The 22,305-nt window shown below is 44.3% G+C and carries 23 protein-coding genes and 2 pseudogenes; 12 read left to right on the top strand and 13 right to left on the bottom strand.

Annotated elements, in window-relative coordinates; genetic code table 11:
- Positions 1-368 precede the first annotated feature (368 nt).
- Both AK966_RS14095 and AK966_RS14090 read left to right on the top strand, forming a co-directional pair.
- The gene (locus AK966_RS14095) at positions 369-986 is read left to right on the top strand and encodes an NAD(P)H-dependent oxidoreductase (RefSeq protein WP_099080359.1); all 618 of its coding nucleotides are present in this window, start codon (positions 369-371) and stop codon (positions 984-986) included.
- A complete protein-coding gene (locus AK966_RS14090) occupies positions 983-2,941 on the top strand; it encodes a monovalent cation:proton antiporter-2 (CPA2) family protein (RefSeq protein WP_119464378.1) in 1,959 nt (652 codons plus the stop codon). Before AK966_RS14095 ends, AK966_RS14090 begins: the two co-directional genes overlap by 4 nt.
- A gap of 50 nt (positions 2,942-2,991) precedes the next feature.
- On the opposite strand, the gene AK966_RS14085 is transcribed toward AK966_RS14090, so the two are convergent.
- Both AK966_RS14085 and AK966_RS14080 read right to left on the bottom strand, forming a co-directional pair.
- Positions 2,992-3,285, bottom strand: a complete 294-nt coding sequence (locus AK966_RS14085; protein WP_119464377.1) for a hypothetical protein — start codon at positions 3,283-3,285, stop codon at positions 2,992-2,994.
- Positions 3,286-3,563: 278 nt separating this feature from the next.
- A pseudogene (locus AK966_RS14080) lies at positions 3,564-3,926 on the bottom strand (permease); the annotation flags it as partial.
- 23 nt (positions 3,927-3,949) lie between these two features.
- Between AK966_RS14080 and AK966_RS14075 the strand changes: the two are divergent.
- A complete protein-coding gene (locus tag AK966_RS14075) occupies positions 3,950-4,354 on the top strand; it encodes a GNAT family N-acetyltransferase (RefSeq protein WP_259343775.1) in 405 nt (134 codons plus the stop codon).
- A gap of 131 nt (positions 4,355-4,485) precedes the next feature.
- Here AK966_RS14075 and AK966_RS14070 read toward each other — a convergent pair whose 3' ends face one another.
- Both AK966_RS14070 and ppiC read right to left on the bottom strand, forming a co-directional pair.
- Positions 4,486-5,835: an alpha-amylase family protein gene (locus AK966_RS14070; RefSeq protein ID WP_119464376.1), complete on the bottom strand. Its 1,350-nt coding sequence runs from the start codon at positions 5,833-5,835 to the stop codon at positions 4,486-4,488.
- 483 nt (positions 5,836-6,318) lie between these two features.
- Positions 6,319-6,597, bottom strand: a complete 279-nt coding sequence (gene ppiC, locus AK966_RS14065; RefSeq protein ID WP_099080364.1) for a peptidylprolyl isomerase PpiC — start codon at positions 6,595-6,597, stop codon at positions 6,319-6,321.
- Between the two features lie 269 nt (positions 6,598-6,866).
- On the opposite strand from ppiC, the gene AK966_RS14060 reads away from it, so the two are divergent.
- Positions 6,867-7,781, top strand: coding sequence for a chemotaxis protein (locus AK966_RS14060; RefSeq protein WP_099080365.1), 915 nt, complete (start codon positions 6,867-6,869; stop codon positions 7,779-7,781).
- Positions 7,782-7,877: 96 nt separating this feature from the next.
- On the opposite strand, the pseudogene AK966_RS14055 reads toward AK966_RS14060, so the two are convergent.
- Positions 7,878-8,036 (bottom strand): annotated as a pseudogene (locus AK966_RS14055) (ATP:cob(I)alamin adenosyltransferase); the annotation flags it as partial.
- Positions 8,037-8,255: 219 nt separating this feature from the next.
- Entirely contained in the window at positions 8,256-8,717 is a 462-nt protein-coding gene (locus tag AK966_RS14050; RefSeq protein WP_099080366.1) for a TetR/AcrR family transcriptional regulator, read from the bottom strand.
- A gap of 522 nt (positions 8,718-9,239) precedes the next feature.
- On the opposite strand from AK966_RS14050, the gene AK966_RS14045 reads away from it, so the two are divergent.
- Positions 9,240-9,539 carry a YfcZ/YiiS family protein gene (locus AK966_RS14045; protein WP_099080367.1) on the top strand — a complete coding sequence of 100 codons (300 nt, stop codon included), beginning with the start codon at positions 9,240-9,242 and terminating at the stop codon, positions 9,537-9,539.
- A gap of 53 nt (positions 9,540-9,592) precedes the next feature.
- Here AK966_RS14045 and AK966_RS14040 read toward each other — a convergent pair whose 3' ends face one another.
- Positions 9,593-9,865: a YnjH family protein gene (locus AK966_RS14040; protein ID WP_119464375.1), complete on the bottom strand. Its 273-nt coding sequence runs from the start codon at positions 9,863-9,865 to the stop codon at positions 9,593-9,595.
- A gap of 148 nt (positions 9,866-10,013) precedes the next feature.
- Here AK966_RS14040 and AK966_RS14035 point away from each other — a divergent pair, with 148 nt between their 5' ends.
- The gene (locus AK966_RS14035) at positions 10,014-10,613 is read left to right on the top strand and encodes a hypothetical protein (RefSeq protein WP_099080445.1); all 600 of its coding nucleotides are present in this window, start codon (positions 10,014-10,016) and stop codon (positions 10,611-10,613) included.
- 101 nt (positions 10,614-10,714) lie between these two features.
- Here AK966_RS14035 and AK966_RS14030 read toward each other — a convergent pair whose 3' ends face one another.
- Positions 10,715-11,821 (bottom strand): 1-acyl-sn-glycerol-3-phosphate acyltransferase, encoded by a 1,107-nt coding sequence (locus AK966_RS14030; RefSeq protein WP_119464374.1) that lies wholly within the window; start codon positions 11,819-11,821, stop codon positions 10,715-10,717.
- 197 nt (positions 11,822-12,018) lie between these two features.
- On the opposite strand from AK966_RS14030, the gene AK966_RS14020 reads away from it, so the two are divergent.
- Positions 12,019-12,627 carry an AraC family transcriptional regulator gene (locus AK966_RS14020; RefSeq protein ID WP_099080371.1) on the top strand — a complete coding sequence of 203 codons (609 nt, stop codon included), beginning with the start codon at positions 12,019-12,021 and terminating at the stop codon, positions 12,625-12,627.
- A gap of 75 nt (positions 12,628-12,702) precedes the next feature.
- Here AK966_RS14020 and AK966_RS14015 read toward each other — a convergent pair whose 3' ends face one another.
- Together AK966_RS14015 and AK966_RS14010 are read right to left on the bottom strand one after the other, a co-directional pair.
- Positions 12,703-13,185, bottom strand: coding sequence for a hypothetical protein (locus AK966_RS14015; protein ID WP_119464373.1), 483 nt, complete (start codon positions 13,183-13,185; stop codon positions 12,703-12,705).
- Positions 13,186-13,199: 14 nt separating this feature from the next.
- Complete coding sequence (locus AK966_RS14010; protein WP_099080373.1) at positions 13,200-13,733, bottom strand: nicotinate-nicotinamide nucleotide adenylyltransferase; 534 nt, start codon at positions 13,731-13,733, stop codon at positions 13,200-13,202.
- Between the two features lie 209 nt (positions 13,734-13,942).
- Here AK966_RS14010 and nadE point away from each other — a divergent pair, with 209 nt between their 5' ends.
- A complete protein-coding gene (gene nadE / locus AK966_RS14005; protein ID WP_119464372.1) occupies positions 13,943-14,773 on the top strand; it encodes an ammonia-dependent NAD(+) synthetase in 831 nt (276 codons plus the stop codon).
- 84 nt (positions 14,774-14,857) lie between these two features.
- On the opposite strand, the gene AK966_RS14000 is transcribed toward nadE, so the two are convergent.
- Complete coding sequence (locus AK966_RS14000) at positions 14,858-16,675, bottom strand: hybrid-cluster NAD(P)-dependent oxidoreductase (protein WP_119464371.1); 1,818 nt, start codon at positions 16,673-16,675, stop codon at positions 14,858-14,860.
- Between the two features lie 242 nt (positions 16,676-16,917).
- Between AK966_RS14000 and AK966_RS13995 the strand changes: the two genes are divergently transcribed.
- Positions 16,918-17,082, top strand: a complete 165-nt coding sequence (locus tag AK966_RS13995; RefSeq protein ID WP_099080376.1) for a YqaE/Pmp3 family membrane protein — start codon at positions 16,918-16,920, stop codon at positions 17,080-17,082.
- Between the two features lie 143 nt (positions 17,083-17,225).
- Positions 17,226-18,254, top strand: coding sequence for a dihydroorotase (gene pyrC, locus AK966_RS13985; RefSeq protein ID WP_099080377.1), 1,029 nt, complete (start codon positions 17,226-17,228; stop codon positions 18,252-18,254).
- A gap of 111 nt (positions 18,255-18,365) precedes the next feature.
- On the opposite strand, the gene AK966_RS13980 is transcribed toward pyrC, so the two are convergent.
- Complete coding sequence (locus tag AK966_RS13980) at positions 18,366-19,271, bottom strand: DUF808 domain-containing protein (RefSeq protein WP_099080378.1); 906 nt, start codon at positions 19,269-19,271, stop codon at positions 18,366-18,368.
- Positions 19,272-19,462: 191 nt separating this feature from the next.
- Between AK966_RS13980 and AK966_RS13975 the strand changes: the two genes are divergently transcribed.
- On the top strand, positions 19,463-20,380 hold the full coding sequence (locus AK966_RS13975) for a M14 family metallocarboxypeptidase (RefSeq protein ID WP_099080379.1): 918 nt from the start codon (positions 19,463-19,465) through the stop codon (positions 20,378-20,380).
- Here AK966_RS13975 and AK966_RS13970 read toward each other — a convergent pair.
- Entirely contained in the window at positions 20,375-21,163 is a 789-nt protein-coding gene (locus AK966_RS13970; RefSeq protein ID WP_099080380.1) for a helix-turn-helix domain-containing protein, read from the bottom strand. The two genes, AK966_RS13975 and AK966_RS13970, sit on opposite strands and share 6 nt — an antisense overlap.
- Positions 21,164-21,261: 98 nt before the next feature.
- On the opposite strand from AK966_RS13970, the gene AK966_RS13965 reads away from it, so the two are divergent.
- Positions 21,262-22,167, top strand: coding sequence for a DMT family transporter (locus AK966_RS13965; RefSeq protein ID WP_099080381.1), 906 nt, complete (start codon positions 21,262-21,264; stop codon positions 22,165-22,167).
- Positions 22,168-22,305: the final 138 nt, after the last annotated feature.

The following is a 22,305-nucleotide window of genomic DNA, read 5'->3' as shown; positions in this document are numbered from 1 at the left end:
AGGCAGTTCACAACGAAAGCAATGTTAGGCTCTACACCTTTGACCTTTATAATTTTTCGCAAATGAAACGTTGGAGTTCCAGTCGGCTGCAATGATGGTGGCGAACTCTAAGTTCTCACAATCCGTAATCTGTAAGCGTCCACCTTTTAGCGGATGATCCTTACGTACATAAGCGCAAAATGCATCCTGAACAATAGCTTTGGTCAAAAGCTCTTTCGGGGAGTGACTGATCTCATAGTTGACGCCTAACACGGTTTCTATGTGGGCGATGCTGGCGAGCGAATGAGATATGAGTTACAGTTTGTTACAATCATTAAAGTCTCTCATTCTTATACCAAAAATAGTTTGGGCACACAGCAAGGATTTCTATGATAAATAAAAAAGTACTCATTCTCTTTGCGCATCCTTCCCAACACCGCTCCGAAGTGAACGCCCCTATGTTCAAAGCCGCCCAAGAAATTGAAGGAGTGACGTGCGTCGATCTGTACAGTGAGTATCCTCATTTCAATATTAATATCGACCGAGAACAACAACGCTTATGCGATCATGATGTGGTGATTTTTCAGTTTCCTCTCTATTGGTACTCCACCCCTTCTATCTTAAAAGAGTGGCAGGATCTTGTGCTTGAATACGGTTTTGCTTATGGCACAGAAGGTACAGAATTGCGGGGAAAAACGATGCTATGCGTGCTTTCTGCGGGCGGTAAAGAAGAAGCCTACAAAGCCGAAGGCTACAACCACTTTACCATTCGGGAGCTACTTGCACCTATCGAACAAATGTCTTCACTAACCGGAATGAACTATATTGCCCCTCTTGCTTTGTTTGGTTCTCGCACCGCGCTAGAAGAAGGTCGAATCCCCCATCATCTTGAACGCTACCGGACTCTGCTCACCGCGTTAGTCGAAGACAAACTCAATATCAAAGCAGCAGCATCACTCATTAAGCTCAACAGCGCCTTACCAGAACTGATTAAGGGAGCATCATGACTGGGGTTTTCTTACAAGCTTTTATCTACCTAATAGCGGCAGTGATTGCCGTTCCTTTAGCGAAGCGCTTGGGGTTGGGGTCTGTACTCGGCTACTTAATTGCCGGTGTGATTATTGGCCCCATCATTGGTCTAGTCGGCAAAGAGACCACCACCATTCAGCACTTCGCTGAGTTCGGTGTGGTGATGATGTTATTTCTCGTCGGTTTGGAACTAGAGCCCAAAATGCTCTGGGCAATGCGCAATCGTCTAATGGGCTTAGGTGGTTTGCAAGTTGGTGGTACTGCTGCTGTGATCATGGGGATTGCGCTTTATGTTGGGCAGCCTTGGACCGTTGCTTTAGCCATCGGCTTGATTTTCGCCTTATCTTCAACCGCCATTGTGCTACAAACCTTCAGCGAAAAAAGGTTGACCAAAACAGAAGGTGGTCAGAACGCGTTCTCTGTACTTCTTTTCCAGGATATCGCCGTCATTCCAATGCTAGCCTTTATCCCCCTCCTAGCATTGCCCGAATTAGTAGAGCAAGCACAATCCGCTGCGCAAACGGCGGCAGAGCATCATGAAGAGTTAAGCTTGGTCGCTGGATTGCCTGGTTGGACATATGGCTTAGCGATTACCGCTTCGATTGCTCTCGTGGTCGTTGGCGGCCATTTCCTGAGTCGCCAATTATTCCGCTATGTCGCAAGCTCAGGTCTGCGTGAGATATTCACGGCTACAGCGTTGATGCTGGTGATCGGTATTGCTGCCCTGATGAGTTTAGTTGGTCTATCACCGGCTTTGGGAACTTTCCTCGCAGGTGTCGTCTTGGCAAATAGTGAATTCCGCCATGAGCTTGAGTCAAATATTGAACCCTTTAAGGGCTTGTTGCTCGGCCTGTTCTTTATCACGGTTGGTGCAGGCATCGATTTCTCTGTCCTATTTAGTGACTTCGGTTTAATCATCGCTCTCACGCTCGGCGTCATGCTACTAAAAGCGTCCATTTTGCTCATTTTAGCGTTTATATTTCGCATTAAAGGGAGCAACCGTTGGTTGTTCGCGTTGAGCTTAGCGCAAGCGGGTGAATTCGGTTTTGTGCTATTAAGTTTCTCAGTACAAAACCACGTTATTCCATTCGAGCTATCTCAAACATTAGCCCTCGTCGTGGCTATCTCGATGTTCCTTACTCCGGGGTTATTTATTCTGTTTGATAGAGTGATTCTTCCTCGCCATCAAAGTGAATCGAACGAACGTGAAATCGATACTATTGAAGAGCAAGGCACGGTTATCATCGCGGGTATTGGTCGTTTTGGTCAGATCATCAACCGTCTCTTAGTATCCAATGGTGTAAAGACCGTCGTTCTGGATCACCAAGCGAGCCAAATTGACAACATGCGCCAAATTGGCACCCGTGCTTACTTTGGTGATGCAACGCGTCCCGATATGCTTCATACCGCTGGCATTAAACAGGCCTCGGCAATTGTTGTCGCGATTGATAACCAAGAATCAAGTGTCGAATTGGTGAAATACATCAAACACACTTACCCTCAGGTGAAAATCATCGCACGTGCATTCGACCGCGGTCATGGCTACCGTCTCCGTCAGGCAGGAGCGGATATTATAGAATCAGAGACTTACCACTCTGCATTAGAAGTTGGTGGTCATGCGATGAAGCTGCTTGGTATTCATCCGTTCTTTGTTGAACAACAAAAAACCACTTATAAGCGTGTCGAAGATAGAAAATCCAATATTCTGTACGAAGCATGGGCCGATGATTCAAAAGGTGAGCGCTATGACAATAACTTCCTTCAGCTGTTTATTCACCTAGAAGAGAAAATGGCCGAAGAGATGCGAAAAGACCGGCACGATAAACTCTCGCGATCAGAACGAGGTTGGACACCACCACCGAAGAGCTACGCAGACAAGTTTGATGGTGAAAACGTTCCAGATTTGCCGACTCCAACAGAAGCCCCCCCATAAAATGAAAACCTCCCGCGGGAGGTTTTTTCTCGTCTAAGCATCAACTGAAGTTACATAAGATCACTCATTAAGGTCTCATATTCTTCATTGGCTTCATCAACTAGGTGAGAAAGCTCCAACGCATCTTTTTTCGCAAGGTTGAATTGCCACGGCACGTTGCCTTCTTTCCCACACACTTTGGTTTCGCTACCACGACTTTCAAAAGACAAGTCACCAAAATCCGTCGTATGATGCTCACCCAGCTCAATGATATCGACTTCCAACATTCCAACTGGATTGACTTCAACGCTAGCATGCAAGTCTAGGCTATTCTTCAAACTGTATTCACGATGCACGGTAATCATGGTGCCTCCTTGATCCTCCAATGGGCTACCTTTTAGAAGTATAGATGAAGGCATGTGATCCAAAGATTAAATTACGCTGAAGATTGATCTTGATTAAAAAAACCGCAACTAAATTATCGAACAACGATCAAACAGTATGCGTTTTGTTCTTACCGTCTCACGAGTTTGAAATACACTGTGAATGTGAAGTTAATGAGCCACAAGGAATAAACAAATCCCTGAGTCTAGGCTCGGGGATTTTTGTTTGAAAGCAATCGTGCGTATTCAGCTTTATTCTTTTAAGCAAAAATAAAGGTGTATAGGTATCCTGCACTAATCGCCATGCTTAGAATCACGAATAGAAACGCCGCAATCATTTGGTTCTTAAAGATAGATTTTAGCAAAATCACTTCTGTAAGACTTGCGCCCGCGCTACCAATGATAAGCGCCATGACTGAGCCCAACGCCATGCCTTTTTGTACTAGCGCCGCACTTAGTGGAATCACCGCTTCTGCTCGAATGTACAATGGAATGCCAACCACAGCGGCAACTGGAATCGCGTACCACTTAGCTTCACCTGCGTACTCTACGATCAGATCAGTCGGAATGAAACCGTAGATGAAAGAGCCAATTGCGATACCCATCATTAGGTATGGGAATACTGGGAAGGAGGAACGACGTTTTTATGATCTCACTTAGAGAGCTAACCAAAGAAAACTACTTGGATTGCATCCGGCTCAATTTGCATCCAAAACAGGAAGATAGCCTCGCGTCCAATGCCATTACGATTGCCCAGTCTCACTTCGAAATCGATTACCAGTTGAAAGTGATTTATGAACAAGAGACGGTTATTGGTCTATTGGCGTTTTGTCATGAAGATGAGCCACTGGATTATTCTATCTACTGGCTGTTCCGTTTTATGATCGATAAAGATCATCAAAATAAAGGCTATGGAACACAAGTACTCAACCTTCTTGTTGAAGAAATAAAGGATCTCGGTGGAAAACCCTTCTCACTATGCATAAGCCGTCCAATCAACAAGCTAGAAAGCTCTACCGAAATTTTGGTTTTGTTGAAGATGGCGTGTTAGACGATGGTGATATTTCACTAAGACTGGTTTTGAGTTGATTAAATCAGCTCCTTAGTAATGCTCATGGTAAAGCGGTGAACACGACGCGACTAAATACCATACTCGGCATTTAGTCGCTTTTTAAACACATATTATTCAGACACTAAAAGCATGGCGGATTTAGCTGCAACCTTCACCTCTTGCCCACTAGCTACCTTCAAGTTGGATATCATATCGACTAGATCGTTGCCTCCTTGCAGCAACAACGATTGAGGTCGAGCAGATTTATTCAACACCAAAATTCCCTTCTCACCCCGTTGAAGTACTAACATATCATCGTTGCCTTCTAGCACCATCATCGGCTCACCATGAACTCGGTTATGAAACGCGATCATCTTCGCCATTCTTGAGTCTTTCCACGTATTCTTCCATCTTGGTTTGCCATCTTTTCCTTTAATACCGCTAGTATCGAGGTCGGTGTAAATCAGCGGCACACCGCCATCACGACCAAGAATATAGGCATACGCTAACCACTCGTCCTCTTCATCCATGATCAAGTCCAAGAACACATCGTTGTTCGGGATGTCATGGGTAATGGCGAACGTAATTGCCCGACCATTCGATAACGCCTGACCAAAACAATAAGGGTCAATCAAAGATTTGAAGCTGCCCTTCTTGGAGAACGCCTTAAAGATGGTTGAGAACAAAGGGAAATCGTAGGCTCCCAAACGCGTCTCTTTCAAATATGGCTCAAGAAACAGTTCGTACTCTTCTTCTGTAGCCCCACCATCAGTAATGATTTCACCGAAAATATGGATATCATGGGTAATGTCTTCGGTCCAAACCCGCTTTAGATGTTCCAAAGTCATGTGTTTAGCCGCATCAATACGGAAGCCTTTCACACCGAGTACTTTTAATGCGTTAAGATAAGCACGCTGCTGTTTAACGACGTCGTCACAAACTCGAAGTGTCGGCAAGCCAGGATCAGTCGGGCCTCCGGTAATTCGTCCGTTCTGCACTTCCCACTTGTCTTTCCAATCTGTGATACCAAAGGCTTCAACAAAATCATTTTCATCAAACAGCGGCTCAGATAAGTCACCAAATAGAATCAGGTCTTGATACTTGTCCGTATTTTTCTGGTAGTCATCCATCACTGATTGGCGCGGATATTGTAGGTCCGAGCGTAGATGTGCTTCGTTTGCCATGTGATTAAAAACGACATCGGCATAAACTAATACGCCTGCACGGTCGAGCGCTTCAACCATGCTTTTAAAATCTGTGGTATTACCGAGCGCATTGTCGATAACACGATAGTCTTGAGGTTGGTAACGCTGCCACCAGCGTTCGTCTTGTGCGCTTTTCATTGGTGGTGAAACCAATACCGAGCCATAACCTAGCTCGCTGATCTCCGCTGCGCGTTGGGCAATGTCAACATACTTCCAATCAAAAGCATGCAAGATAACATTGGCACCCGTTGATTGTGTGTCCTGTAAGCCACTCATGTTTCTCTCCTCGTCGCGTTCGCTCACCCATTGTTACTCGAATTCATCGTGAGCGAATCCAATAGCCAAAATTATAAGAACTATTGACGCGCCTCCCTCACCCCTTTTGCGTTTCTGCTAGGGGGAAAAACAGGGCGTAGCTCATCCCCTGTAAAGGTTTAATAAGCTATGTTAGCGCCCAAACCATCATCAAAACTACAAAAAACCAGTGCATAAACCCCTGTTTTATAGTCACTTTTAAAGATGACATCTTCTGCCCAGCCTCCATTCTCACTAATACGCCTTAGCTCAAGAAGAATGTAGCAATGGAGAAATCACTCGCTATGTAACAAACATTTAAGAAAGCAAAACTGTTACTTACATCACGATCGGTGCAATTTATAAATAGATAGGAAAGTCGACAAAGGCTCGAAAAGATAACGAGAGGAGCGCGAATAAAGGGCGGTAAATACAAAAATAGCGCGATAAACGCGCTATTTTTTATTAGGTACGGTACAAGACCTTAACGACGTGCCAACCAAATTTGGTCTTCACAAGGTGTGGCGTTAGCACTTCACCGGAAAAACAAACTTTATCGAACTGTGGCACCATTTGACCACGTCGAAACTCACCTAGGTCGCCACCACGTTTACCAGATGGGCAAGTCGAGTATTTCTTTGCTAACGCCTGGAATTTAGCGCCTTTTTTAAGTTGCGCAATGATGTCTTCAGCTTGTTCTTTATGCTTCACAAGAATGTGCAAAGCCGCTGCTGTATTTGCCATGTGCCTGTCTCTCACTGTTCGGATCGAGCAAGTTTACCGAATTGACCTGATATCGCCAATAATTTCTCACATACAGCTCTATTTTGGAGCGAAAAATGAGCAAGGAAAAACTGATAATTTAGTGAAATACTGTGTGGCCATTCACACGATATCCACTCAAATTAGGAAGATTGCTTCAAAAGCTAACTTTTCTCTGCTAAACGGTTGAAGCTGTCGCCTTATAAGATTAGATTAGCGTCATAAATCAGCAGTATAGATAAGGATATTTTATGACTAAAGTCATTAGCAAAGCGAATCAATCACAGGGAATGCTGGTATTTAAACTCACCCTGCAACAGCACTTTGCAATAGGCACCCTAAAAGTTCGTGAAATTGTTCCTTATCTGCCTACGACTAAAATTCCTTATTCACATTATCACGTAATCGGGACCGTTACGATTCGTAATTTAACCGTCCCCGTGATCGACATGGCGGCAGCGATTGGTTTTCGCCCTATGCACGAAGAAGAGTACCAAGACTGCTACTTGATTGTGACCGACTGCCTAAGAACCGTCGTCGCCTTCATGGTTCGTGGCATTGAAAAAATCATCGAATGCGACTGGAAAACAATTGAAACGCCGCCAGAAAGCGCTGGTAACAATATCTTTGTTACGGGTATCACTCGTTATGAAGATAACATTGTTCAGATGTTGGATGTCGAACTGCTACTTTCAAAAATCTATCCACAGTATGAAAATGCGAAAATTCCAATGCTAACGGACATTGAGCGCGAGCGATTGAAAGCATTGAATATCTTACTGGTTGATGATTCCGCCATCGCACGAAAACAGCTCTGTGATGCGTTAGATAGCATCAACATTCCTTACCAAATCTGTAAAAACGGAACTGATGCATTGGCATTGATGAAACATGATGCCGCCGCTAATCGTCCTATCGACTTGTTGGTCAGCGATATTGAAATGCCTGGCTTAGACGGATACGAGCTTGCCTTTGAAGTTCAAAATGATGCCGCGCTGAACCACTCTTACCGTATTCTTCACACTTCCCTGTCGAGTGAGATTTGTGTTGATCGCGCTCACCAAGTCGGTGCACACGAGGCACTTGAGAAATTCAACGCAGGTGAACTGGTGGAAGCCATGCTTCGAGGGGCAAAAGAGTTAGAAGCCAAAGCCATGGCTTCTTAGTTTACTTCTTTGGCATTGTGTAGCTGCGAGACACAAACTCCGTCTCTGCAACCTGATAAAGGTCATTAATATGTGATACACGTTAGGCTGTAATCAAGTCAGGATATTGCGACTAAAATCATCCAACTCCATCGTTAGTACTAACCCAATGCGGCTGCATAGCTCATCAGCAGCAATTTCACAGTCACACACTGGGCTGGCTTCATAAATGAATGGGTAGCAAATCTCGGCTAGTTCCTTACTTATGGGTCTCATGCTTTTGTTCCAAGATCAAAAGAAATCCGTATATACCCGAGTGACTTAACTTCCCTTCCACATTCATTATTTCGCGTTACACCTAATGATTACAACTATTTTGTGGCCATGTTGGAGGAGGACAAATCAAGGACATTATCACCTGATACACCCGAAAGGTTTTAACGAAAAGAAAAAAGAAGCCCCGCATCGTTGCGGGGTTGGTCTATGGTGTTTGAGTTACTTGCTCATTTGAATCAATGATCGGCCAAGCAACCACTCAATTTCTCTCGCGCTGCCGTCTCCAAATTGACTTTCTGCCATTTTGTACAAACGGTCTATACCATTAGCAGCAAACTCATGAGCATTTTCTGAAGTAACAATATGATGGAATAATAGGCGTAAGATCGCCAAAAATTCTGAATCATCAAGAGCCTTAATCCAGCTCTGAGAAAACACCTCTAAGCCTTTATCAAACTCCAAATGATCGACGAACATTTTAAAGATACGACCATCGAGTGCCGCGGTAAAATCCGTTTTCTTAGGGAAATGGTGGCTAATACCCGTACGTGATACCCCCGTCTGCTGACTCAACGTTGTGTAAGACATTTTGTCGTAACCAAGTCTTAAAAGTTGATCAACAACGGCATCCATAATCTTCTGAATAGTAATTTCGGTATCTTCTTTACTACGCTTTGGCATATTCTAAGCTCTTCTCTTCATAAATCCATCTAACTCACTTTTCGATGAAGCTAGAATGAAAATCACCCTTAACAGTATCTACTTCGCGCCCCTAATCTTATATTAGGAACCAACATACCCCATTTGCACTGTATTCCAGTGCGAACCATAGTAATAGGACTATCACTATATGTGACTAAAAACATGGTAAAAATTCATCCCATCAAAACTTTACACCAAATCATTCATCAAAACTATGTTAAGATTAAGAGTGATAATTGTATAAAAACAATCAATCGGAAATAGTCTTATAAATTGAATTCCAGTTCAACCAATCAAACGAAAATCTCTCTAATATGTTGGTTAATTGCTTTTAAACATTGACAGGCATCACACTATTTTCCTATAAGCATCGAAACATAGCCTATTACTTTTGATTAACAACATAACATGCTGTTCTATTTTTGTCCAAAAACGTTCATTTTTGTAGATACAGATCAAATACCTGATAGAATACCCACAGTATTTACATGAGGATTTGTTATGAGTATCGAATTAGAACAAAATCAAGTATGTGAAGCTTGTGGTTGTGCTGGCGAGATGGGCTTTATCATCAAAGAAGGCGACGATGTTGCTGACGTAACGATTTTCGCAGAGTCAAAAGCAACATTGGAAGCAGAGTTAGAAAAATACGTTGAATTGGCTAAATCAGTATGTGCAGATGTTGAATACAACACATCTGAACTGACTGAAGAATCAAAAGAGCTAACCGCTCGATTCAAGTTTGAAGTCAGCGCTGAAAAGCTAATCTTTGAACTAAAGACTCGCTCTCTAATGCGCTAGTCATGGATAAAAGCGAGCACTCGCTCGCTTTTTTAACTTCGGTGAGTACCGCCTCACGGTTGTTTCTTAAGTATGACCCACTTAAGTGCACCATTGGATTCAAAATCATTGGCCTCCGCACAAACCAAAAGTACATTGTCGACTTTAAGCATCGCCCCCTCGGTATAAGCTTTATCATCATAGTAACAAATACGCTGTCCGACCTTGCCATCCGCTGCGATGAAGGCTCCCAGCTCTGGTGTACTATAAGACTTTGCCACCACTGCATCAGAAACCGACAACGACGCCAAGCTCATGATCATTATTAAAATCGATTTCAAATTCATGCATATCTCCTCAAATAGATTTAAGCATACTAGCAGGTAGATCTTTTATGTTCTTGGCAGCATCTCATACTATTGGTAAGTCAGGCTCTAGATGCGCAAGTTGCTTTACGCTATGCTTTTCATGTTTTTAAATTTAGAAGTGTCGACGATGCGTGTTGTCCCATTATTATTAACATTAATGGCTGTCAGTGGTTCACCTACCGCCTATGAACTCGACTACTATTCCAAATTTGGTCATACCGATAACTATGGCAACCTTGACCTGAGGAATAAACCCTATCGTCAGTTGCCCGATGGCTTAGCGGTGAAGGGTAACTTGAATATCTCACAAACCCCCATCACTAAGTTACCTAAAGCGCTAGATGTCAGTGGTAATTTAGAAGCGAAGCATAGTGCATTGAAAACCATCAGCCCCGGCACAAAGATAAAAGGTTATGCCGATTTATTGGGCAGTAAAATTGAGCGTTGGCCTATAGGGATTAAACTGGGTGGGTACTTAAATTTAACAGATACTCCCCTAAAAAGTCTCCCTGCAAGGCTACGAGTGAAAGGAGACTTGAGTGTCATTCGTACACCATTAACGGCATTACCAGAAGGGTTAATCGTGGATGGAAACCTCTATATTGGTGGTTCTTCACTTACTCAATTTCCAGATATGATGACCGTTAAAGGGAATATCTTTTTAGGTGGAAACAAAATATCAAAATGGCCTCGCAACCTAACACTAGGTGGCGCTGTCGCGCCGTAGTAAAGAATTAAGGTGAGAAACGAGTATAGAATCAACAGATAAACCCTATTTAGACTTCGCCTCTCACTGCTTCACTGCCACGGATCGGAGTTCCGCGTTGACTATTCCTGATTGTTTACCGGATTCGCATAGCTCGCAACCAAATAGGTTTGCGCGCCAGTCGGTAATTTCTCTAACTTCTCAGCCAGTTGAGCTCTCACAGAGTCGGTAATGCTCTCATCTTCACGCCCTGCGGCTAGCAGATTGATTGGGAACACACGGTAGTTGTGATGGATTTGACGATCGATTTCTGCCGCCAAGGCATCTGGCGTTTCAAACTCTTGGTCAATGACATCCCCAAAAGAAACGTGCACTTTACCTTTGTAGCCTATGATTCCTTGGATGATGCTCTCAATGTCTTCAAATTCGCCTTTTTCATAGCGACCATTCTCTGCTTTCTCATACAACTCTTTAGCCTTGGCGATATCACAAGGATCGTTTTGGTACGAGATAGAAACAGGAACAATTTTCAAAGAACGCGTATACTCACCAAAGCTAATTTTATGTTTTCGGCCTTCCACATGAAACATTTTGAGAATCGCTGGATCGGTAAAGTCGTTCCCATCTTTCGCGCGGCCTTCTTTTTGAGCAATCCAAATTGAGTTCCCTGTATCCAGAGAGTGTTTGATGTAGCTAGAGAGTTGCCCTAGGGCCTTCATCATCTCTCGTGGCGCTCTTGCCGAACGTTTGACGATGAAACTTTTATTCAGTTTCATCAGTTCAGTCGCACATGGCTTCTTAAGTAAGTTATCACCAATAGCAATACGTACCGTTCGGTGATCATTTTGGTGTAAACCATAGTTAACAAGCGCTGGGTCCATCGCAATATCACGGTGGTTAGAAATAAAGAGGTAAGACGTATTTTTGTCTAACTTATCTAAGCCAGAAAAGGTCACGCCATCCGTTGTCGCATCTAAGGTATCTCGAAGATATTTCTTTACTTCTAACTGAATGGCCTCCACCGACTTCAGTTTACTCCACTTCGCTTTTAAGTAGAGGCGGATAACTGGGCTCATCAATGCTTTAAACCAACCAGCTTTATTCGCAAAGCGGTGCTTTAAAATTGCACTGATGAATTCATCGTCTTGGATCAGACGGTCTAGCGCCGCTGGAATCTCTTCGTCATTGTATGGACGAATTTCAATATAGGGATCGGTATTGGTTGTCATTATTTATTTCATTTCATTTCAAAAAAAGCTGGCACATTCTACGCATTGTTTTGCCACGCCGCAGCAGTTCAACCCATACTTTTAACATGGTCATACCAGTCGTATTACAATTTAACTTGTCAAAAAAATCTGTTACCCGGTTGGCATTCAAATGCTTTAGCGGTACTCTTAGCGGCCCAAAAACTCTGGTATTCATAATGAACTACGCAATTGAATTTCACGACGCTCACTTCCCTTTTCTGCATGTAACAGCACGTAAAAATGCGCTCAAACACAGTTTGCTATCTGTTGTAGAAGGTTTGGCGATCATAAAATTGGGTAGGCAGGAGTATGCCATCGAACCGGGTCAATATTTTTGGATTCCACAGGGATGTTTGAGCTCCCTCACTTTTTTACCTAACACTCGTGTCAATCGCTGTGATTTCTCTGTCCGCTTGAAAGACTCATTCGCACACCAAGCGGGTTTTGTAACGCCTTCGGTATTATTGAAAGCCCTCGCGGAAAAACTCTCCACTACGAAAGAACGTAGTACATATCAACTTGATTTATTGACCGTTGTTAAACATGAGGCGCTTACCCTAAAACCTAGCTTGAACACCTCCCCTCTAACCACTTCCATTAATCAGTGGAAGCCAGGGAGTGAGGAGCGCATTTCAAGAGAGTTGTGCCTAGTGTTAACACTTCGTGAAGCTAGAAAAATGAAACTATCTGGCTTAAAGCAAGCAGATATTGTCGAGCAATTATTTGCGGGCAATGAAGAAGAATATGAGCAGTTATGCTACTTGGTGTTTGGAGAAGTACTCTAGGTTTTACCGTTCATTGTCGAACAGAATTACAAAAAGGGCGTACATAATGTGAGCCCTTCAATCAGTTAACGTGGGTTAGAACGGCACTTCGATTTGCATCATCCAGTCCGCGTCGTAATACTCGTGCCAGCGATAATCAAAACGCATCCGTGGTTCGCCATCATTTTTATCACCAAAACCAACACTAAACATCAAGCCATGGCTGCGTAGCCATTCCTCTGTGGTCATTTTATTTTCATCGCCTTGCAACTCTTCTGGCATCCAGACACCTAAACCAAAGTAATTGTTTTTATGGTTTTTCGTGAGTAATGGCGTATCTAGCGATTTAATCGCCCACTCATCCCAATAGTTATCAGTTAGCTCATCCGTCACTTTTATCTCTTCATACCAACTGAGCGTATCGACACTGAGCACACCAACGCTATCAAAAGCGTCTTCGCAAACAGGCATGGTGTTATTCACAAAAACAACCGACCGATCAGACAAATAGTTACAAGCAGAACTCGCCTGTGTGGCCACAAGCAGCGCGCATGCACTAAATACCACCATTCTGACCATGAGAATCTGACCTCTTAGTTACCAGATAATGTTTCTTTATATAAGCCTTCGCTTAGCAATAATTCACTGACTGTTGGGGTCGTATATGCACTGATATCTTTGCCCTGCAACAATGCATTACGAATGTCCGTACTTCTGATTTTTATCTTTTCTGGACACGCCATAACAGACCAACGCCCCATAATCTCTTCTGCTTTATAAAATTTAGCAAAATTGAAGAAATTATCAGGACCGATAACAAAAGTTATATCGGCTTGCTCATGAGTTTCTTGAATTTTTTCTAATAACGAAAATGTCGTCACACGTTGCCCAGGCTGGTACAAAGTTTGCTCTAAATCTGATCGTTGAACATTAGAAAGCCCCATGTCCTCAATAAAAGCATCGACCAGTTTGCACCGTATTGGGTAATCCAACATATTTTTGCCCCAAGCGTGTGCAATACTGGGCTCTAGCAACACAAGATCAAAGTGGCTCAGTGACTCGATTACGCTCTTGTGTCCTAAGCTAGGCGGGTTAAATGCGCTGCCAAAAACGGCGATTTTTTTCATATCCGGTGATTACCTGGTTGAAGGGTGTTTTCTAATTCGATGAATTCGGTATGATACTACAAATCTTTAAAGCTTTTGACACCAAAGCGACGTTTATGAACATCAATTGAATGGTTTTGCGCCATTTGTGAACGATAAACGCCTGCCGTTGTAAAATCTATTAAAATGGATTTTGGTGTCTGACATATTTGCAGGAAAAGGAACCTTAAATGGAACAGTCCATCCGCGATGAAATGCGTGTATTGCCATCAATTGACCCGCATTTCGAAATTGAGCGCCGTGTCGCTTTTATTAAGCGTAAGCTTCAAGAAGCCGGTTGTAAGTCACTTGTGCTTGGCATCAGTGGTGGTGTTGACTCAACAACGTGTGGCCGCCTAGCACAAATTGCTGTTGACCAGTTGAATGAAGAATCAGGCCACCAACACTATCAGTTTATTGCTGTTCGACTGCCTTACGGTGAGCAGAAGGATGAAGATGAAGCGCAACTGGCGCTCTCTTTCATCCAACCAACACACTCTGTATCCGTTAACATCAAAGAAGGCGTTGATGGTCTCCACGCGGCGTCTCATGTTGCACTTGAGGGAACGGGGCTTTTGCCTACAGATGCAGCAAAAATAGATTTTGTAAAAGGTAACGTTAAAGCACGTGCTCGCATGATCGCGCAATATGAAATCGCTGGTTATGTTGGCGGTTTGGTCATTGGTACCGATCACTCCGCAGAGAACATTACTGGCTTTTACACCAAATTTGGTGACGGTGCCTGTGATATGGCTCCTCTATTTGGTCTAAACAAACGTCAAGTTCGTGAAGTTGCAGCAACGCTAGGTGCACCTGAATTACTGGTGAAAAAAGTCCCAACAGCGGACCTAGAAGAACTTGCTCCGCAAAAAGCAGATGAAGATGCTCTAAGCCTGACTTACGAGCAGATTGATGACTTTCTTGAGGGGAAACCAGTATCACAAGAAGTCAGCGATCGTTTGGTTTCTATCTACAAGGCAACCCAGCACAAACGTCAACCGATTCCTACGATCTATGACTAAATAGTGCTACTACGAATAACCGCTTCGTACCGCTCAGGTAAAAACGCCGCATACCCTATGCGGCGTTTTATTAGTTAATAGGCGCTAGCCTGTCACTATGACGTCCGTTTCTGGAATCGCGCAACAAGCTAGAACCGTCCCCATTGCACGCTCTTCATCGGTGAGTGCAGGAACGTCAGGATGATCAACTTTACCTGACTCCAACTGCACCTTACAAGCACCGCATAAACCCGCTCGGCAGCTATTTGAAACACGCTTGCCTGCATTTTCAATCTGTTCCAGTAACGTTTGTTGATTGTTGCCGAACAGTTTAAAACCATTAAATTCAATCCCTACCCTCTTTTCCGGTCTCGCTGCCATTGCCGCAATACCGAAGGCTTCCTGATGGTAGTTGTCTTCTGGTAACCCTTTCTTCAACAGCAGATTCTTCGCCTTTTGCATAAAGCCATCCGGGCCACATACAAACACTTGCCGCTGTTCAACGTCTTTGATGAGTTTGATATGAGAAAGGCTTAAGCGACCTTTTAAACCAAACCAATCAATCGTTGGTTGGGTCAAACTGATTTTCAAATCTAATCCTGGATGCTGACGTTTAAGCGCCTCCAATTCCGCTTTGCAAGGAATATCCATCTCGCTTCGACATTGATGATAGAACACAACATCATCTAACTGATTTTGATCGGCTAAATAACGCAACATCGAAAGCATTGGCGTCACACCGCTCCCAGCAGAAAGCAATAATAATGGTTGGGCTTTATGTTCTTTCAAGTGAAATTGGCCATCGGGTGTTCCTGTTTCTAGGACATCCCCAACTTGCAAGTTGTCCAATAATGCATTGGAGACTCGGCCTCCTGCAATTCGCTTGACGGAAATGGCATATCGACCCTGCCTTGATGGGCTAGAAGAAAGCGTGTAACGACGCCCCACTTTCTTGCCGTCTATTTCCACATCAATTGGAAGATGTTGGCCTGGTAGATATGGGGGCAGTAAGCCTTTGCTTGGTTCTAGCCAAAAAGTCACGAAGTCGCGGGCGATCGCTTCACGTTCAACACAAGTAAGCGACATTCGTTTCGGTGAGTTGTCTGGATAGTACTCCGGTTCTTTGTATTCCAATACTTCGACTTTGTCGCCTTGACGGATAATGCCCTCATTGCGTGCAACCAGATTTTGTCCGAAGAAGACACCCCCACGCTCATTGGCACGAAATTCTTGCAATGTTCTTAGTGGCTCTTTACTCTCACGAAATGTACCGCGTTGTGTGTTTACGGTCGTTAGGATGCAGCGCTCACAAGGCTTAACTGTTTCAAATTCCACTTCACCAATTCGAATGCGTTTCCATGAATCTTCTTCAAATGGCTTTGTGCCGGCAACGACAAGATTGGTGCGGAACTGTTCCATCGAGTGCTGTTCTGAGCTTCTGCGATTCAGCTCCTCTAGTGACGCTTCACTGATCACCAATACTGGGTAACCATCTGCAAAGCTGACATTATGACCCAGCTTTTCTCGTACTCGATTCGATTGCTCTCCGGTAAACAACAACTCGACACGCAGTCCCAATACCTTGCTAAACCAGTCATCGGCTTCATCCGTTGTGGTAAAAGCCGTAAACGTATCCTTCCAAACCGTGGCTGGGGTTTCCTGCATTTTGAAATCTTGATAACGAATTTTTAGCGGTTTCGCCTCAAGGCTGGTGAATACCACACCATCTGGCAACAAGGCAGACTTAATGGTCACCATTTGTGGGTGCTTCCTTGCAGTGACCATCGCCCCGTCAGCTTTCGCAATCATAAAACGACGGTCAAAACTCAACCCTTGCTTTTCTACCCACGCAGACGAAAGCAAGACGCCACCAACGGATTTTACTGGAAATACATTTATTTGAGACAACACAGACTGAGACACGACCCTATTCCTACCGATTCGTTAATGATTAAACTATTCTATCTCCATCGGCTCTTTGACCCAAGTGCCGATAAAAGAGCCACACCAATCAGCTAGGTTTTAGAAAAACCACCTGTGATGAACAATGTTCCATGATTTTGCAGGCTTCTAACTAAACAAGGATTGCCAAATTGTGTCATTGCTTATGCAATCTCGTCAGTTTTTTTTGACGCCACCATTGTCACTTATCCTGAGTTTAAACCATGGATACAAATAAACTCATTCTGATATTGCTGTGTATCTTTCTTCCACCCGTTGCAGTTTTTATGGAGAAGGGCTTAAGTAAGGACTTTATCATCAACCTCGTTTTGACGTTTTTCTTCTTCCTACCGGGTACAATTCACGCACGTTGGTTAACGATGAAATAACCCCGCAGAAAGAAAAGTGAAAAATGGGATGAAATGGATGTGCATTTCCTCTATCATCCTGTCGCCTAAGCGCAAGCGTTTGCTCTTGAGGTAAATGCAGCGTTTAGGCTCCAATCACATATTTTCACTGGTGGGAGCCATTAATGACAACACTGACTATTACTCGTCCTGACGACTGGCACGTTCACTTACGCGATGGTGAAGTTCTAAAAGACACCGTTCGCGATATTAGCCGTTATAACGGCCGTGCGCTGATCATGCCAAATACCGTCCCACCTGTTACCAATACCGAAATGGCGCTCGCCTACCGTGATCGAATTCTTACTGAACCACACGGTGACCAATTCGAACCACTTATGGCACTTTATCTGACTGACAACACCTCACCTGACGAAATACGCAAAGCCAAAGCAACGGGCAAAATCGTCGCCGCAAAGCTTTACCCTGCAGGTGCAACCACCAACTCAGATTCAGGTGTCACTGACGCGAAGAACATTTACCACGTTCTAGAAACGATGGAAGAAGTCGGTATGCTTCTATTAGTGCACGGTGAAGTCACCCACAATCACGTAGATATCTTCGACCGTGAGAAGGAATTCCTTGATACCGTTCTTGCTCCAATCGTTAATGACTTCCCTAACCTAAAGATCGTTCTTGAGCACATCACAACGGCAGATGCCGCAAACTTCGTCACCAACGCATCTGATAACGTTGCGGCAACCATTACCGCTCACCACCTACTATTCAACCGTAACCACATGCTTGTAGGCGGTATTAAGCCTCACTTCTACTGCCTGCCAATTCTTAAGCGCAATACCCACCAACAAGCGCTTATTGCAGCTGCAACTAGCGGCAGCAAGAAATTCTTCCTGGGAACGGACTCTGCGCCACATGCGAAAGGGGCAAAAGAGTCAGCTTGTGGCTGTGCGGGCTCATACACTGCACACGCAGCACTAGAGCTATATGCTGAAGTGTTCGACAAAGAAGGTAAGCTAGAGAACCTAGAAGCCTTCGCAAGCTTTAACGGCCCTGATTTCTACGGCATCGCACGTAACACTGATACCGTCACTCTTGAAAAAACCTCTTGGGATGTACCAGAAACGATGCCATTTGGTAACGACATCGTTGTTCCTATTCGTGCCAACGACAAGATTGAGTGGGAAGTGAAATAATCACGCCTCCAAAATGAAAAAAGGGTCATCTGCCACACCTAGTTGGGAAGGGCATGACCCTTTTCTTTGGGCCTTTTCATACTCACTGCCTCTAAATAACCAGAACTCAGATTACTCACCGCGTACTTTCTCTACGACTGTCCAAACCGCAACAACAGCAAGGCCTGCAACAACACCGACAAGACCGTTTAGTAGCGTCGGTACAATCGCTGTCGCAATGGTGTGACCTCGGAAATCCATAATGATGGGTTCTATCAGATGGTGAACAGCAGGCACATTGTGTACCACAATACCACCACCGACTAAGAACATTGCGGCGGTACCGACTATCCCCAAAAACCTCATCAGTTTTGGTGCAAAACTAACCAGCACGCTGCCAATCTTGGCTTTGACTCCTTTACCTTTCGATGTGCGCTCAAGATAGAAGCCCAGATCATCGAGTTTCACGATGCCAGCCACCAGCCCATACACACCGATTGTCATCAGCAATGCAATTAAGCTTACGACTAAAATTTGAGTCAGCATGCTGGCGCCCGTCACAGTGCCAAGTGCGATAACAATAATCTCAGCTGAAAGAATGAAATCGGTACGAATCGCTCCCGCGACCTTTCTCTTCTCATATTCTTCGACCGACTCGTCAGAATCGACTTCGTCTTGTTTTTCTTCATGTTTATGTGCATGTGGGAAAAGCTTTTCTAGAATTTTCTCTGCCCCTTCAAAACAGAGAAATAAGCCCCCCAGCAAGAGTAAAGGCATGATTAACCAAGGTATAAAAGCGCTAATTAGTAACGCTGCAGGGACGAGGATAAGTTTATTTCTAAATGATCCTTTAGCCACCGCCCAAACCACCGGAATTTCTCGCTCAGCGGCAACGCCTGATACCTGCTGAGCATTTAATGCTAAATCATCACCCAATACACCTGCGGTCTTCTTTGCCGCGACTTTAGACATTAAGGCGACATCATCCAATACAGTCGCTATGTCATCCAACAACGTGAGTAAACTCGCTCCAGCCATTTTCTTATCTCTTTTATAGAATTGAATTAGTAACCTACATTCAGGTTAAGTAACAAAATGCAACACTACAGAAAGCTCAACAAAGTAATGATTTTGCAAACAATGGTGTGACAAATTGTGTTTTCTATTGCCGTCAGATTCAGAGAATACTAGTCTTGTCTTACCTTCAAGCACATAAAAGAAAAGTATAGATGAAAAGCGGATACACTGACCCAATCGGTACCCAAGGTGAACCTTGGGGTGAAGCGGAACGCAAAGCATGGTTTGAACAACGTGACGTAAAACGCAGCTATCAAGAAGAAGTGGTGTCTAAGATTAATGCGCTTCGTGATCGTTTCGAGGTGGAGCAATATGGCGCGCTTTCTTACGACGAATCACGCTTCCCACTGTTTTGCATCAAAACCCGTAACTGGGATGCAAACAAACCGGTTGTTTTAGTAACAGGTGGGGTTCATGGCTACGAAACGAGCGGTGTGCATGGCGCACTGAAGTTTGTTGATACTCAAGCCGAGCGTTACGCTGAGCACTTCAATATTGTCGTTGCTCCTTGTGTTAGCCCTTGGGGTTACGAAGTCATCAACCGTTGGAACCCAAATGCGATTGATCCAAACCGCTCTTTCTATGCTGATAGTCCTGCAGAAGAATCGGCAAACTTAATTAAGTTGGTTGCAACGTTAGGCGATGTGTTAATGCACATTGACCTTCATGAAACGACGGATTCTGACGAAACCGAATTTCGTCCTGCACTCGCTGCTCGCGATGGCATTGAGTACGTAGAGGGTATGATCCCGGACGGTTTCTACACAGTAGGTGACACAGAAAACCCGCAACCAGAGTTTCAAAAAGCCATTATTGAATCGGTAGCCAAAGTCACGCACATCGCCCCAGCCGATGATAAAGGCGAAATCATCGGTTCAACGGTGGTTCAATTTGGCGTGATTAACTACCCAATGCTAAAGCTAGGTCTGTGTGGTGGCGTGACCAACTGTACTTACGGCACCACAACGGAAGTTTACCCAGACAGCCCGAAAGTAACGGATGAAGAGTGTAATGACGCTCAAGTCGCAGCGGTTGTGGGTGGTCTGGACTACGTACTCACTCAGCTATAACAAGCGATTTTTATACTGCTCCGGTGTAATGCCGGAGTATTTTTTGAACATGGTAATAAATGGGCTTGCTTGGTTGTAACCCAATGTTAGTGCCACTTCTTTTACTGTCTGTCCTTTACGTAACAACTCCATCGAGTGCAAATAGCGCACTCTTAGTCGCCACTCAGTAAAACTCATCCCCAGTTCACTCTGACAGTGACGCGCCAACGTTCGTTCTGTGGTGTGGACCTTCTCTGCCCATTCTCCCAAACTAATCTCATCCGTCGGTGCTTCTTCTACTGCTTTTAAAATCGGCTCAAGGTACTTGTTGTCAGTAGTCGGCAAGAAATGGTGCTCGACTTCTTGTTTAGCTAGCTGATCGAGTAACACCTGAACTAAGCGCTTATCCTCATCGGTTTTTGCCACGTTGATATCGCGTTGGCGAAAATCTTCTACTATCGCAGAAACAATAGGAGTGACCTTAATCAGACTGGTTTTCTCTGGGAAATACTGGGTAAGTTCTGGCGCAATATTTAAAGAACAATATTCCAATGGCTTACGATTGTAACTGGTGTGTCGGATTCCGGCTGGTACCCAAATCGCAAGGTGTGGAGGTGCAAGAAAGCGGGTATCTTCGGCATCCATCTCCAAAATGCCGCCACTGATCAACTGTACTTGGCCCCATGCATGGCTATGAACTCGCGTTTCAGTGTTCGACAAAAACGCCTCAAAATTCATAAATACATCTGATGGTGCAGCGTCGATTAATAATGAAGGATGAAGATTTCTCATACTCTTTTTCAAATTTGTCTTCCTGTCGCTTACAATGTCTCTACAGAGATACTTTTCATTATAAAGACCTGTCAGACTAGCGCTATCTAATATTATGCGATAGGGCTCTCATGGTTTATTTACTTCCATTTTTCACCGTTATGATCTGGGGGGGCAATGCCATCATCAACAAAATGGCATCGAGCACTATTGAACCGAGTGCAATGAGTTTCTATCGTTGGTTTTTGGCAATGCTGATCCTAACGCCATTCTGTTTACCCACGGTGATCAGGCAGCGTCATATTATTCGTCCTTACCTCACCAAACTGGCAGTGCTCGCATTGTTAGGTATGGTATTAAACCAATCTCTCGGTTACTACGCAGGCCTAACGACCACGGCATCGAACATGGCACTGATCTCTTCATTAGTACCGCTGATTAGCGTATTCTTGAGCGTGCCTCTACTTGGCAAATCTATTTCCATGTTAAGTCTGGTTGGCGGTGTCCTTTCATTAGCAGGGTTAGCATTTATGCTAGGGCATGGTGATATCAGCTATTTCCTTCACCAAAATATGACTCAAGGCGACAGCTTGATGCTAGCAGCCTCGCTCTGCTACGCGATTTACTGTGTGTTGCTCAAACGCTGGAAAATGCCCTTCAACAGCCTGACTCTAGTGTACATGCAAGGGGCATTCACTTTGGTCATGTTGATGCCTTTATGGCTTCGCAGCGAGCAGTTGCTACCAAGCCAAAGCGCGCTTCCATTGATCGCCTATGCGGGTATTGCCGCTTCTATTTTTGCACCACTAATGTGGGTGAAAGCGATCGACTTAATCGGTGCGGATTCTAGCGCAATGTTCATGAATTTGATGCCCGTGGTCTCCGTTGCCCTTGCGTCATCCTTGTTGGGTGAGCAGGTGTACAACTATCACATTATCGGCGGTATGCTGGTTATCTCTGGAGTCGTTCTTTCGCAGATAAAGGTACGAAGAAAGACGCCAATCACCAGTCCAGAGTTACCACCAGCAACCTCTTAATGAACAGTGAACAAGCCACGGAATCTACCGTGGCTTTTTTGATTTCAAGAAGTCTACAAAAGTTAACATTTTGTTGCGCCGCCTATTCCAGAACCAAGTGCTTACTGATACATTGAAACGACAATATTGATGAAACAG

Source organism: Vibrio sp. PID23_8 (assembly GCF_003584965.1).
In the GTDB taxonomy this organism is placed as follows: Bacteria; Pseudomonadota; Gammaproteobacteria; order Enterobacterales; family Vibrionaceae; genus Vibrio.
The sequence above is the reverse complement of the archived record's forward strand: the minus strand, read 5'-3'. Positions and strand labels throughout refer to the sequence as shown.